12 protein-coding genes are annotated in these 13,172 nt (G+C 74.5%); 2 read left to right on the top strand and 10 right to left on the bottom strand.

Annotation, left to right across the window (positions count from 1 at the left end):
• Window positions 1-33 precede the first annotated feature (33 nt).
• Window positions 34-1,374: an aminotransferase class I/II-fold pyridoxal phosphate-dependent enzyme gene (locus ACPFP2_RS26865; protein WP_424092584.1), complete on the bottom strand. Its 1,341-nt coding sequence runs from the start codon at window positions 1,372-1,374 to the stop codon at window positions 34-36.
• Window positions 1,375-1,412: 38 nt separating this feature from the next.
• Here ACPFP2_RS26865 and ACPFP2_RS26860 point away from each other — a divergent pair, with 38 nt between their 5' ends.
• Entirely contained in the window at window positions 1,413-2,657 is a 1,245-nt protein-coding gene (locus ACPFP2_RS26860) for a bifunctional pyridoxamine 5'-phosphate oxidase family protein/GNAT family N-acetyltransferase (RefSeq protein ID WP_424092582.1), read from the top strand.
• Window positions 2,658-2,659: 2 nt separating this feature from the next.
• The gene (gene leuE / locus ACPFP2_RS26855) at window positions 2,660-3,325 is read left to right on the top strand and encodes a leucine efflux protein LeuE (protein ID WP_424092580.1); all 666 of its coding nucleotides are present in this window, start codon (window positions 2,660-2,662) and stop codon (window positions 3,323-3,325) included.
• 44 nt (window positions 3,326-3,369) lie between these two features.
• On the opposite strand, the gene ACPFP2_RS26850 is transcribed toward leuE, so the two are convergent.
• From ACPFP2_RS26850 to ACPFP2_RS26810, 9 genes are all read right to left on the bottom strand, one after another.
• Window positions 3,370-4,299, bottom strand: a complete 930-nt coding sequence (locus ACPFP2_RS26850) for a sporulation protein (RefSeq protein ID WP_424092578.1) — start codon at window positions 4,297-4,299, stop codon at window positions 3,370-3,372.
• Window positions 4,300-4,449: 150 nt separating this feature from the next.
• Window positions 4,450-5,514, bottom strand: coding sequence for a hemolysin family protein (locus ACPFP2_RS26845; protein ID WP_424092576.1), 1,065 nt, complete (start codon window positions 5,512-5,514; stop codon window positions 4,450-4,452).
• Complete coding sequence (locus ACPFP2_RS26840) at window positions 5,511-6,860, bottom strand: hemolysin family protein (RefSeq protein ID WP_424092575.1); 1,350 nt, start codon at window positions 6,858-6,860, stop codon at window positions 5,511-5,513. The genes ACPFP2_RS26845 and ACPFP2_RS26840 overlap by 4 nt, the downstream gene beginning before the upstream one ends.
• Window positions 6,861-7,020: 160 nt before the next feature.
• The gene (gene mnhG / locus ACPFP2_RS26835; RefSeq protein WP_424092573.1) at window positions 7,021-7,362 is read right to left on the bottom strand and encodes a monovalent cation/H(+) antiporter subunit G; all 342 of its coding nucleotides are present in this window, start codon (window positions 7,360-7,362) and stop codon (window positions 7,021-7,023) included.
• Entirely contained in the window at window positions 7,359-7,622 is a 264-nt protein-coding gene (locus ACPFP2_RS26830; RefSeq protein WP_424092571.1) for a monovalent cation/H+ antiporter complex subunit F, read from the bottom strand. The genes mnhG and ACPFP2_RS26830 overlap by 4 nt, the downstream gene beginning before the upstream one ends.
• Window positions 7,619-8,215, bottom strand: coding sequence for a Na+/H+ antiporter subunit E (locus ACPFP2_RS26825; protein ID WP_424092569.1), 597 nt, complete (start codon window positions 8,213-8,215; stop codon window positions 7,619-7,621). Before ACPFP2_RS26825 ends, ACPFP2_RS26830 begins: the two co-directional genes overlap by 4 nt.
• Window positions 8,212-9,717, bottom strand: coding sequence for a Na+/H+ antiporter subunit D (locus ACPFP2_RS26820; RefSeq protein WP_424092567.1), 1,506 nt, complete (start codon window positions 9,715-9,717; stop codon window positions 8,212-8,214). Before ACPFP2_RS26820 ends, ACPFP2_RS26825 begins: the two co-directional genes overlap by 4 nt.
• Window positions 9,714-10,196: a Na(+)/H(+) antiporter subunit C gene (locus tag ACPFP2_RS26815; protein ID WP_424092565.1), complete on the bottom strand. Its 483-nt coding sequence runs from the start codon at window positions 10,194-10,196 to the stop codon at window positions 9,714-9,716. The genes ACPFP2_RS26820 and ACPFP2_RS26815 overlap by 4 nt, the downstream gene beginning before the upstream one ends.
• Window positions 10,193-13,024, bottom strand: a complete 2,832-nt coding sequence (locus ACPFP2_RS26810; RefSeq protein ID WP_424092564.1) for a Na+/H+ antiporter subunit A — start codon at window positions 13,022-13,024, stop codon at window positions 10,193-10,195. Before ACPFP2_RS26810 ends, ACPFP2_RS26815 begins: the two co-directional genes overlap by 4 nt.
• Window positions 13,025-13,172 lie beyond the last annotated feature (148 nt).

Raw genomic sequence — 13,172 nt, 5'->3', positions numbered from 1 at the left:
CCCGCGCCCGCCGTCCGCCCCGAGCTGCGGCGCTCAGGCGCTGAAGCCGCCCGGGCCGGTGGGGCGCAGCGCGGCCGCGATCGCGTCGGCCAGGGGCCCGACTTCGGCGTCGTCGAGGGAGCTGACGGTGATCCGGATGCCCGGCTCGGCCCCGATCCGGAACAGCGCGCCCGGGGCCACCGACCAGCCGGCGTCCCGCAACGCGGTCACCGCGACGGTCTCGTCCGGCACCGGGAGCCAGACGTTGATGCCGCTACGGCCGTAGGCGGTCAGCCCCCGGGCGGCGAGGGCGGCGAGCAGGTCGCCGCGGCGCCGCTCGTACTCCTGCCCCGCCCGGCGGACCAGCCCGGCGGTGGCCGGGTCGCGCCAGAGCGACAGCACGAGGCGTTGCAGCACGGTGGAGACCCAGCCGGCGCCGACCCGGGCGCGGCCGGCGACCCGGGCCACCGTCGCCTCGTCGCCGGTCAGCACGGCCAGCCGCAGGTCGGGCCCGAAGGGTTTGCTCACCGACCGGACGAAGGCCCACGCCGGGGTCGCCCCGGCGAGCGGGTGCAGCGGCAGGTGGGCCAGTTCGGCGGCGTGGTCGTCCTCGATCAGCAGCAGGTCGGGGCGGCCGGTGAGCAGGTCGCGCAGCGCGGCGGCCCGGTCGGCGCCGACGGCGGCGCCGGTCGGGTTCTGCGCGCGGCTGGTCACCACCAGGGCCCGCGCGCCGAGGGCCAGGGCGTCGCGTACGCCGGCCACGGTGGGGCCGTCGGAGTCCACCGGTACGCCGATCGGGCGCAGCCCGGCGGCGGCGACCAGGTCGAGCAGGTTGGCCCAGCCCGGGTCCTCCACCGCGACCGCGTCACCGGGACTCAGGTGGGCGGCGAGCAGCCGTTCGATGCCGTCCAACGCTCCCCCGGTGACGGTGATCTCGTCCGCCGGCACGCCGTCGGCCACGAGGCGCGCGCGGGCCGCCTCGGCGAACTCGGGGAGCACGGCGGTCGAGGCGTACCCGACGGGCGGGCCGATCTCGGCGGCGAGCGCGGCCAGGTGCGGGCCGAGCGGGGGCAGCAGCCGGGGGTCCGGCTGGCCCTGGGAGAGGTCACGGGCGCCGGGGGCGGGCGCGGGGCGCAACGCGGCGCGGCGGGTGGCGACCGGCGGGCGGGGCCGGACCCGGGTGCCGTGCCGGCCGGCGGTGACCACCAGGCCCCGCCGGCGCAGTTCCTGGTACGCCTTCGCGACGGTGGCCGGGCTGACGGCCAGCTCGGCGGCGAGCGCCCGGACGGCGGGCAGCGCGCTGCCGGCCGCCAGCGCGCCGGTGCGGATGCCGGTTTCCACGCTGGCCGAAATGGCGGCGGAGCTGCCGCCGGTGATCTGATAACGTACTGCCACAGTTCGAGGATTGTACTAGCACAAAGGTGGGATGTCACATGTACGCCCCGACCGCGCGGACCACCGCCAGCCGCTCCCGCGACCGGATGAGCTACGACCGGGCGGCGGCGCACGCGGTGCTCGACGAGGCGTACCACTGCGTGCTGGGGTTCACCGTCGACGGCGAGCCCCGGCTGCTGCCCACCCTGCACGTGCGCGTCGACGACACCCTCTACCTGCACGGCTCCACCGGCAGCCGGCCGTTGCTGGCCGCCCGGGGCGACGCCGGGCTGCGGGTCTGCGTCACCGTCACGCTGCTCGACGGGCTGGTCTACGGCCGCTCGCAGTTCCACCACAGCGCCAACTACCGCTCGGTGGTGGCGCACGGCGTCGCACGCCTGGTCACCGACGAGGCCGAGAAGCGCGAGATGCTGACCGCCCTGGTCGAGAAGGTGGGCGCCGGCCGCAGCGCCGACAGCCGGCCGCCGAGCCGCCGGGAACTGGCCGAGACGTCCGTGCTGGCGCTGCCGCTGCACGAGGTGTCGGTGCGGTCGCGCACCGGCGGTGTCCGCGACGAGCCGGGCGACTACGAGCTGCCGTACTGGGCCGGGGTGGTGCCGCTGCGGCTGACCGCCGGGCTGCCCGAGCCCGACGCGGGGGTGACCGCGCCGGTGCCGGCGTACCTGCGGGCCGCCGGCTCGCCCTGGCGGGAGGCGGCCACCCTGCGCGGCGAGCACGTGCTGCTGGAGCCGCTGGACCTGGCACACGCCGACGAACTCTTCGCCGCCACCGCGGAGCCGGAGGTCTGGGCGCACCTGAGCCACCCGACGCCTGCCGCCCCGGCCGACATGCGGGCGGTCGTCGCCACCGCGCTCGCCGCCGGGCAGCGCGGCGAGCGGGTGCCGTGGGTGCAACGCTGCGCCCGGACGGGAGCGGTGGTCGGCACCACCTCCTACTACGACATCGACCCGGAACGGCGGTCGGTGGCCATCGGCTACACCTGGTTGGGCCGGCCGTGGTGGCGCAGCGGGATCAACACCGAGGCCAAGCTGCTGCTGCTCACCCGCGCCTTCGACGAACTGGGCGCGGTCCGGGTGGCCTGGCACACCGACATCCGCAACACCCGCTCGCAGGCGGCGATCGAGCGACTCGGCGCGACCCGGGAGGGCGTGCTGCGGATGCACCGGCAGCGCCCCGACGGCTCCTGGCGGGACACCGTGCAGTACGCGATGACCGTCGACGAGTGGCCGAACGCACAGGTCAGGCTGCGGGAACGACTTCACCGCACGGCACCGGTGGGGTGAGGATGGCGGGCGTGCTGGGCATCACCGACATCTGGACGTACGTGCTGGGGACCGTGGCGATCATCCTGCTGCCGGGCCCCAACTCGCTCTTCGTGCTCTCCACCGCGGCGAAGCGGGGGGTGGGGGCCGGTTACCGCGCCGCGGGCGGGGTGTTCGTCGGCGACGGGGTGCTGATGTTCCTCTCCGCCGCCGGGGTGGCGTCGCTGCTCAAGGCGTACCCGCCGCTCTTCCTGGTGATCAAGTACGCGGGCGCGGCGTACCTCGGCTACGTCGGGTTGACGATGCTGCGCGGCGCCTGGCGGCGCTGGCGCGACCGCAACGACCCGACGGCGCCGCGGCTGATCGACGCGGCGGAACCGGCGGCGATGCGCAGCCCGTTCCGCAAGGCGCTGGTGATCAGCCTGCTCAACCCGAAGGCGATCCTCTTCTTCATCTCGTTCTTCATCCAGTTCGTCGACCCGGGCTACGCCTGGCCGGCGCTGTCGTTCCTGCTGCTCGGGCTGATCGCCCAGGTGACCAGCGCGCTCTACCTGACCGCGCTGATCTTCGCGGGCACCTTCCTCGCCGCCCAGTTCCGGCGCCGGCGGCGGCTGGCCGCGGGCGCCACCACCGGGGTCGGGGTGCTCTTCCTCGGCTTCGGCCTCAAGCTCGCCACCGCCTCGGTCTGACCGCGCGCGGCAGGGCCCGTGAGCCGGTGGCGGCCCGCCGGGCGTCAGGTGCCGTCGCCGCCACCACCGCCACCACCGATGCCCGGGCCGCCGGCGGTGCCGCCCAGCCCGTAGCCGGGTGCGACCGGCTGGTCCGGTGGGCGGCTGACGTGCGCGGACTCGCTGATCCGGGCGGACCGGTCGGAATGGGCGGCCGCCGCCGCATGCCGGTTGATCGCCGCCCGTAGCCAGCCGTCCACGGTGGCGACCCAGTCCCGTCGCTCCGCGCCGGTGTGCCAGATCCGGAACCGGCTGATGCTCTGGTGGCTGATCCCGGTCAGGGAGAGCCGGCGGTCCATCCAGAGCAGCACCTCCAGGCCGGCCGAGTTGGCCACGAAGATCAGCTCCAGCTCGGTGATGGGGCCGGCGTAGAGGGGCGCCACCCAGTAGCCGAGGCGTTGGTGCAGCGGCAGGGCCTGCTCGACCCCGGGCAGCCGGCCCTGCACCAGGCCCGCCTGCCGCAGCACGAAACCGAGCGTGTCCAGCGCGGCCAGGATGTGCTGCTGGACGGGGAGCGGGTGGACGAGGACCGGCACCATCGCACCCACGTCCCGGTCCAGGTCGACCGAGACCTCGGTACGCAGTCCGGTGCGCAGGCTCATCAGCGGCACCGCGCCGAAGACCGTCACCGGGGTCTCCCAGGGCAGCGGCAGCGCGAAGTCGACCGCCCGCCGCCGCCCGGCCGGCACCACGAACCGGCCGGCGATCGGCACCTGGTGGTACTGCACGAGCCGGCGGGGGGCGTCCGGATCCTCCGGTTCGGCGGTGGCGATCAGCCCGAGCCGGATGCGCCGGACGGGCACGTCGTCGCGACCGGCGGTGAGCGTCACCCGCCCGGGCAGGCGCAGTCCGGGCCGGGTGCTCGGGTTGGTCAGGGTGGTGCTCACCGACAGCCCGCTCCACCCGGACTCCCGCGCCACCCCGGTCAACCGCATCGCGCCGCTCCCCCGTCGTCACCGCACGGGGCCGTCTTCCCGCTTCCCGCCCGGGCACGCCACCGGATCCCGGCGCGGACGGGTCCACGGACACGGACCGGCCGCCGGGTCACGGGGATCCGGCGGCCGGTCGGGACGGGTAAGGGAGGGTCAGCGCATGCGCCGCCCGCGCGGCACCGGGTCGGTCTCGTCGTCGAACTCGCCGATGACCTCTTCCAGCAGGTCCTCCAGCGCCACGAACCCGATCGGCCGGGTCGGGCCGCCACCGTTGCGGACCAGGGCCAACTGGGCCTGGTCGGCCCGCATCGCGGCCACCGCCTCGGTGACCGAGGAGGCCGCCGGCAGGGTGAACGCGCGGGTCATCAGCTCACCCGCGGTCGCCGGCCGGCCGGTGGTGACCGCCCGCACCGCCTCCCGTACGTGGACCAGGCCGCAGACCTCGCCGGACGGGTCGAGCACGGCGAGCCGGGACCGGCCGCTGTCGCGGCTGACCTGCTCGACGTGCTCGGCGGAGTCGTCCCGGCGGACCGTGACGATCCGGTCGAAGGGCTCCATCACGTCGGCGACGGTGGTGCCCTGCAACTCCAGCATGCTGGTCAGCAACTGGTGCTGCTCGGCGCCGAGCATGCCGTGCTCGCGGGACTGTTCCAGCAGGATGCGCAGCTCGTCCGGGCCGTGCACCTGGGCGAGCTGGTCCTGCTGCTGCACGCCGACCAGCCGCAGCATCGCGTTGGCCAGCGCGTTGAGCGCCGACAACACCGGGCGGGCGACCCGGGCGAAGGCCCGGAACGGCAGGGCCAACAGCATCGCCGACCGCTCCGCGTCGGTGATCGCCCACGACTTCGGGGCCATCTCGCCGACCACCAGGTGCAGGAAGGTCACCAGCCCGAGGGCGAAGACCAGGGCGATCAGGTGGCTGGCCGTGTCCGGCAGCCCGACCGCGTGCAGCAGCGGGCTGAGCAGGTGCTCGATCGCCGGTTCGGCCAGGGCGCCGAGGCCCAGGGTGCACAGGGTGATGCCGAGCTGGGCGCCGGCCAGCATCAGCGACAGCTCGCGGACACCGTCCAACGCGGCGCGGGCGGCCCGGCCGCCACCGGCGGCGGACTGCTCCAGTCGGTAGCGCTTCGCGGCCACCAACGCGAACTCGGCGGCCACGAAGAAGCCGTTGAGCGCGAGCAGCACCACGGAGGTCAACAGCGCGACGGTGGGGCTCATGCGACCTCCCCCGCGCCGCCGGCCATCCGCAGCCGGACCGAGTCGGCGACGTGCCGGTCCACGGCGAGCACCTCGACGAGGGCCTTCGGCCGCTCGGCCGGCTCCTCGCCGTCGGCCGGCAGGGTGATCTCCAGCCGGTCACCGACCTCGGGCACCCGCCCCAGCTCCCGCATCACCAGGCCGGAGAGGGTGTCGTACTCGGGGGCCTCGGGCAGCGCGATGCCGGTGCTGTCGGCCACCTCGTCGATCCGCCACCGGGCCGGCACGATCCAGGAGCCGTCCGCCTGCCGCGCGGGCGACCGCTCCGGCGGGTCGTCCTCGTCGCGGATCGGGCCGACCAGCTCCTCGGCGAGGTCCTCCAGCGTGATCACGCCGGCGAAGCCGCCGTACTCGTCGACCACGCAGGCGAGCTGTCGGTGCCCGGACCGCAGCCGGTCCAGCACCGTCGGCAGCGGCAGGGTCTCCGGCACCAGCAACGGGGGTACGGCCACCGCGCTGACCGGGGTGCTCGCCCGCTGCGCCGGGGGTACGCCGAGCACGTCGGCGATGCCGACCACACCGATCAGGTCGTCCACCCCCTCGGCGCCGCGCACCGGGAAACGGGAGTGCCCGGTGTCGAGCAGCTCGACGATCCGGCTGACCGGCTCGTGCGCTCGTACGGTGTGCACGTGGACCCGGGGGACCATGGCCTCCCCGGCGGTCAGCTTTCGGAAGTCGAGCCCCCGGTCGAGCAGGTCGGACATCTCGGCGTCGAGGTGCCCCTCCTCGCGGGACTCGGCGATGATCTGCTCGAGGTCCTTCGGGGTGGCGCCGCTGGGCAGTTCCTCGATCGGCTCGATGCCGATCCGGCGCAGCAGTCGCACCGCGGCCCGGTCGAAGAGCGTGATCAGCGGGCCGGCGATCTTCAGGTAGATCAGGGTGGAGCGGCTCAGCGCCCGGGCCAGGCTCTCGGCGCGGGCGATGGCGAGGTTCTTCGGGGCCAGCTCACCGAGGACCATCTGCACGACGGTGGCGATGGTCAGGGCCAGCACGACCGAGAGCGGCAGGCTGACCGCGGTGGAGACCCCGACGCCGCCGAGCAGCTCGGCCAGCCCGGCGCCCAGGTACGGCTCGGCGACGTAACCGACGAGCAGGGCGGTGACGGTGATGCCGAGCTGGGCGCCGGAGAGCATGAAGGAGAGCCGGCCGGTGACCTCCAGGGCCCGGACGGACGCCTGGTCGCCGTCGTCGGCGCGTTGCTTGAGCTTGCCGCGGTCCACCGCGACGTAGCCGAACTCCTGCGCCACGAAGTACCCGGTGGCGGCGGTGAGGACGATGATGAGGACGAGACCGACGACGATCAACACGGGTCGCTCAGGGCTCCCGGGGTCGTCGGGCCGAGGGGATGCCGGGCACGACCCGGCTGGCTACTACTGCCCTCCTGGGCAGAGGAGTCGATCATGCGGCAATTCTATCTGCGGTTGCTGAAGGCCCGCTGAAGGTGGGGACAATGCCGCTGCTCGTCCCCTATCTCCCCCGGTCCGCCAGCTCGTCGACGTCGAGCAGGTCCCGGTCGACCCGGCCGGACCGGTAGGCGGCCCGGCCGATCATCTGCGCGGCGACCGGCGCGGTGGCCAGCTGGAAGATCCCCACCAGCAGGATCATGCCCAGGTCGGTCGGGGTACGCAGCCGCAGCGCCAGCCCGACCAGCAGCAACAGCACGCCGAGCACCTGCGGCTTGGTCGCGGCGTGCATCCGGTCCAGCACGTCCGGGAAGCGCAGCACCCCGATGCCGGCGGCGAGGCTGAGCAGGGCGCCCGCCACCAGCGCCGCCGCACCGAGCCAGTCGAGGACCGCGCCCGCGTTCACGCCTCCTCCCGGACGGCGAAGCGGACCAGGGCCACCGAGCCGACGAAGCCGAGCATGGCGAGGACCACCAGCACGGGCAGCGTGGTGGCGTGCCGGTTGAGCGCCGCCTCGGCGCCCACCGCGCCGAGCATGGTGGCGAGCAGCAGGTCGGCGGCGATCACCCGGTCGAGCAGGGACGGCCCCCGGTAGATCCGGGCCAGGGCGAGCAACGCGGTGACCGAGAGCAGCACGGTCAGCACGACGGCGAGAACGATGGTCATGTCTCGGACCTCCGGTCGGCGGGATCGGTGGAGCGGTCGGCGGGATCGGTGCAGAGCAGGCGCAGTTCGGCGTCGGAGCCGATCGCCCGGACGATGCGCTGCTCGACGGCGAGGATCCGGTCCCGGCTGCCGGCCAGGTCCTGCGGGCCCCGGACGTCGAGCACGTGCACGTAGAGGACCCCGGCGTCCCGGTCCACCTCGACGATCAGGGTGCCGGGGACCAGGGAGAGCAGTTCCGCGGTGAGCGCCAGGTTGAGGTCGCTGCGCACCCGCAGCCGCACCCCGATGATGGCCCCCCGGGGCCGGTAGCCGGGGCGTACCGCGATCGCGGCGACGTGGACGCTGGCGCTCACCAGTTCGACGACGAACGTGCCGGCCAGGACCAGCAGCGCCCGCGGCCGTGGCCGGCCGCCGAAGGAGACCGGCGGGAGCGGGAAGAAGATCAGCACCGCCGCGCCGACCAGCGTCCCGCCCACCAGGTTCGCCCAGGTGGCCTCGCCCCAGAGCAGGTTCCAGACGGCGATCAGCCAGCCCAGCGCGATCGCCTGGTCCCGCCAGCGGCCGTACCGGCCGGGCGGCGGGGTCGGGGTCACCGCGGGCCGCCCGGCAGGACGGCCTCCACGTACGGGGTGCGCAGCCGCAGGTCGGCCGCGGCGTCGGCGGTGACGCGGAAGAGCGGGCCGGCGGCGAGGGTGAGCACCAGGCCGAGCGCCACCAGGGCGATGGTGGCCCCGACCATGAGGTGCGGCAGCCGGACCACCGGCTCGGCGGTGGCCAGCTGTGGCGCCCGCCAGAAGGCGATGTTCCACACCCGCGACGCCGCGTAGAGGGTGAGCAGGCTGGTCAGGGTGCCGGCGGCCACCAGCGCCCAGGGCAGCGGGCCGCCGACGGCCACGCCGGCCTGGAGCAGGCCCAGTTTGCCGAGGAAGCCGGAGAAGGGCGGGATGCCGGCGAGGTTCATCGCCGGGACGAAGAAGAGCACCGCCAGTAGCGGGGTGACCCGGGCCAGGCCGCCGAGCCGGCGCAGGTCGGTGCTGCCGGCCCGCTCCTCGACCAGGCCGGCGACCAGGAAGAGGGTGGTCTGGACGGTGATGTGGTGCACCACGTAGAAGATCGCGCCGGAGAGCGCGGCGGCGGTGCTCAGCGCCACCCCGAAGATCATGTACCCGATGTGGCTGACCAGGGTGAACGAGAAGAGCCGCTTCAGGTCCGACTGGGCCACCGCGCCGAGGACACCGATCACCATGGTCAGCCCGGCGACCACCATGAGCAGCCCGGAGACGTCCCCGCCGGGGAAGAGCAGGGTCTCGGTACGGATGATGGCGTACACGCCGACCTTGGTGAGCAGACCGGCGAAGACGGCGGTCACCGGGGCCGGCGCGGTCGGGTAGCTGTCCGGCAGCCAGGCGGAGAGCGGAAAGACCGCCGCCTTGATGCCGAAGGCGAGCAGCAGCATCAGCTGCAACCCGAGCCGTACGCCGTCGGGCAGCGCGTCGAGCCGGGCGGCGAGCTGCGCCATGTTGAGGGTGCCGGTGGCCGCGTACACCAGGCCCACCGCGGCCAGGAAGATCAGCGAGGACAGGACGCTGACCACGACGTACGTCGAGCCGGTGCGGATCCGGATCTCGGTCCCGCCCAGGGTGATCAGCACGAAGCTCGCGGCGAGCAGCATCTCGAAGCCGACGAAGAGGTTGAACAGGTCGCCGGCGAGGAAGGCGTTGGTGATGCCGGCGGTCAGCACCAGGTAGGTCGGGTGGAAGATGCTCACCGGCGCCGACTCGCTGGTCTCGCTGCGTCCCTGCCCGATGGAGTAGAGCAGCACGCAGAGGGTCACCGCCGAGGAGACCACCAGCATCAGCGCGGCCAACTGGTCGGCGACGAGCACGATCCCCACCGGCGCCGGCCAGCCGCCCACCTGCACCACCACCGGGCCGCGCCGGTACGCCTCGACCAGCAGCAGCAGCGCGACGAGCAGGTTGCCGGAGAGCGCCACCACGCTGACCGTCCGCTGTGCCCGGGGCCAGTGCGCCAGGATCAGCGTGAGTGCCGCACCGAGCAGCGGCACCACCACCGGCAGCGGGACGAGCGCTCTCACGACTCGCCCCGGGGCCGGCGCAGCCGGCGGCGGGCCGGCCCGGGGTCGACCTGCTCCGGATCGTTCCCCGGCCCCTCCCCGCCGAGGTCGCGGCTGGCGATCTCGTTGCGCTCGGCGAGCCGGACGATCTGCCGGTCCTCCAGGTCGTCCTGCACCTCGTCGTCGCCGCTGAGATGCCAACTGCGGTACGCCACGGCGGCCAGGAAGGCGGTCAGCCCGAAGGTGATCACGATGGCGGTGAGGACCATCGCCTGCGGCAGCGGGTCGCTGAAGTCACCGGGCGGGCCGGTGCCCACCACCGGGGCGCCGCCGGACCGGCCGCCGAGCAGGATGAGCATGTTCACGCTGTTGCCGAGCAGGATGACGCCGAGCAGGATCCGGGTGAGGCTCCGCTCCAGCAGCAGCGTCACCCCGGTGCCGGCGAGCACGCCGACGGCGAGCACCAGCACCAGGGTCGGCCCCGCCCCGACGGTGCTCACCCGGAATCCCCGTCCCGGACGGCCAGGCCGCGCTCGGACCTGCCGGCCGCCTCGATGTGCCGGTCCACCTCGGCGCCGAGGCTGCGCAGGATGTCCAGCATCAGCCCGACCACGACCAGGTAGACGCCGACGTCGAAGAAGAGCGACGTCACCAGGTAGGGGTCGCCGAGCCCGGGCAGCGGCAGGTCCACCTTGGCGCTCTCCAGCACGGTGCCGGTGACGAGCAGCCCCACCACGCCGCTGCCGACGGAGATCGCCAGTCCGGCGCCGAGCACCGGCCCGGCCCCGATCGGGGCGCTCTCGGCGAGTTCGTACCGGCCGCCGGCGAGGTAGCGCAGGGCCAGGGCCAGGCCCGCGACCAGGCCGCCGGAGAAGCCGCCGCCGGGGGCGTTGTGGCCGGAGAAGAGCAGGAAGAGCGAGAAGACCACGATGGTGTGGAACACCAGCCGGGTGACCACCTCGAAGACGATCGAGCGGCGCCGCTCGTGGAGGGTGGGGCCACCGCGCAGCCAGACCGGACGGCGGTCACGGTGCGGCCCGGACGGCTCCCGGCGGCGGGGCCGGGGCCCGGTGCGGGACCGCTCGAAGATCAGGCTGGCCACCCCGGTGGCGGCCACCACCAGCACCGAGATCTCGCCCATGGTGTCCCAGGCGCGCAGGTCGACCAGCGTCACGTTGACCACGTTGCGGCCGTAGCCCTGCAGGACCGCGAGGTCGGGGAAGGCCACCGAGATCGGTTCGGCGGTGCGGGCGGTGGCGGCGACCAGGGCGAGGCCGGCGAGCACCACCCCGACGGCGAGGCCGATCAGCCGCCGTACGTAGCGGCTGCGGCGCAACGGACGGGCGGAGAAGCGCTCCGGCAGGCGGCGCAGCACCAGCACGAAGACCGCGATGGTGGCGGTCTCCACCAGGAACTGGGTCAGCGCCAGGTCGGGCGCGCCGTGCAGGACGAAGAGCATGGCGGTGCCGTAGCCGGTCACCCCGACCAGCAGCATCGCGGTGAGCCGGCGGCGGGCGGCCACCGCGAACAGCGCGGCGACGCTGATCACCACGGTCACCATGAGCTGCACCGGGTTGTCCCACAGGGGGACCCGCTCCGCCCAGGGCCGGGTGACCAGCAGCGTGCCGCCGGGCACCAGCACCAGCGCGAGCAGCACGGTGCCCAGGTACTGCGGCAGGGAACCGCGCTGGGTCGCGCCGGTGACCTCGATGGCCAGCCGGTCGAACTGGTGGGTGGCCCACTCGTACCCCTGGTTGCCGCCGACCGGCGAACGGAGCCGCGCCAGCGCCGGGGCGAGCGGGCCGCGCACCGCGTGCAGCGCCACCCCGCCGGCCAGCGCCAGCGCCGACAGCCCGAGCGCCGGGGTGAGCCCGTGCCACAGGGCCAGCTTCTCGTGCGGCACGCCGAAGAGTTCCGCGTACGGTTGCAGCAGCCCGTCCAGCCCGGCGGCGGCGGGTCCGGCGACCAGCCCGGCGAGGGCGAGCAGCGCCGGGGGCGCCAGCATCGCCACCGGCACCGGGGCCGCCTCGGTGGGCGGGGTGTCCGGTCGGGTGGCGAAGGCGCCCCAGAGGAACCTGATGCTGTACGCGACGGTGAGCGCGGTGCCCGCCACCAGTCCGGCGAGCAGCAGCGGCCGCTCGGTGAGCGCGGCGAGGACCGCCTCCTTGGCGACGAAGCCGAGCAGCGGCGGGACCCCGGCCATGGACGCCGCGGCGAGTGCGGCGATCCCGGCGAGCACCGGCGCGCGTCGGCCGAGCCCGCTGAGTTCCCGCAGGTCGCGGGTGCCGACGTCGTGGTCGATGATGCCGACGACGAGGAAGAGCGCCGCCTTGAACAGGGCGTGCGCCAGCAGCATCGCGACCCCGGCGAGCGCGGCGTCGGCGCTGCCGGCGCCGAGCACCACCGCCAGCAGGCCGAGCTGGCTCACCGTGCCGTACGCCAGCAGCAGCTTCAGGTCGCACTGCCGCAGCGCGGCCCAGCCACCGGCGATCATCGTGACCACGCCGAGGGTGAGCACCACCGGCCGCCACGGGCCGGCGTCGGCGAGCACCGGGGCGAGCAGTCCGATCAGGTAGATGCCGGCCTTGACCATGGCGGCCGCGTGCAGGTACGCGCTGACCGGGGTGGGCGCGGCCATCGCCACCGGCAGCCAGGCGTTGAACGGCACGATCGCCGACTTGGCCAGCGCCCCGGTGAGGATCAGCGCCACCGCGACGCCGAGGGCGACGCCGCCGGGCAGCGGCGCTCCGGCGATCACCGACCAGCGGTAGCTGCCGGCGTGCGCGCCGAGGATCAGGAAGCCCACCAGCATGGCCAGCCCGCCGAGGGTGGTGACGGTCAGCGCCTGGGCGGCCGCCCACCGGCTGGACCGACGCTCGGTGCTGTGCCCGATCAGCAGGTAGGAGAAGACCGTGGTCAGCTCCCAGAAGACGTAGAGCAGCAGCAGGTCGTCGGCGAGGACCAGGCCGAGCATCGCCCCGGCGAAGGCGACCAGGATCGCGACGAAGCGGGTCAGCCCGACCGCGCCGCGCTCGAAGTACCGGCCGCAGTAGACCAGCACCAGGGCGCCGACGCCGCCGACCAGCACCGTCATCAGCCAGGACAGCGTCGTCATCCGCAGGGCCACGTCGAGGTTGAGCTGGCCGATCCAGGTGTACGTCTCGACGACCGCGCCGCCGTCGCGCACGGTGGGCGTACGGGTCAGCGCCCAGCCGACGGCGGCGGCCGGGACGAGCGCCAGCGGGTAGCAGGCACCCGGTCCCCACCGCCGTACGAGCAGCGGCGCGGCGAGCGCCGCCACCAGGTGGAGGAGCAGCAGTACGAGCACGCGTCCTCCCCGGTCGGGCTGGCGGCGCGCGCCGGGTCGGTTCGTCCCGGCCAGCACCGATCACACGCCAGATCGCCGGCCCACGGGCCGTTTTGCCGGAAATCACCCCGCACCCTCCCCCGCCCCCCACCCCCCCCTTCCCCCCCCC

The organism is Micromonospora citrea, from assembly GCF_049629545.1.
GTDB lineage: Bacteria > Actinomycetota > Actinomycetes > Mycobacteriales > Micromonosporaceae > Micromonospora > Micromonospora citrea_A.
This window is presented reverse-complemented; position numbering and strand designations above follow the sequence as displayed.

Bases quoted from the DNA above. Each gene is read 5' to 3' on its own strand.
- ACPFP2_RS26860 (WP_424092582.1), top strand. From the start codon at position 1,413: ATGTACGCCCCGACCGCGCGGACCACCGCCAGCCGCTCCCGCGACCGG.
- leuE (WP_424092580.1), top strand. From the start codon at position 2,660: ATGGCGGGCGTGCTGGGCATCACCGACATCTGGACGTACGTGCTGGGG.
- ACPFP2_RS26850 (WP_424092578.1), bottom strand. From the start codon at position 4,299: ATGCGGTTGACCGGGGTGGCGCGGGAGTCCGGGTGGAGCGGGCTGTCG.
- ACPFP2_RS26845 (WP_424092576.1), bottom strand. From the start codon at position 5,514: ATGAGCCCCACCGTCGCGCTGTTGACCTCCGTGGTGCTGCTCGCGCTC.
- ACPFP2_RS26830 (WP_424092571.1), bottom strand. From the start codon at position 7,622: ATGACCATCGTTCTCGCCGTCGTGCTGACCGTGCTGCTCTCGGTCACC.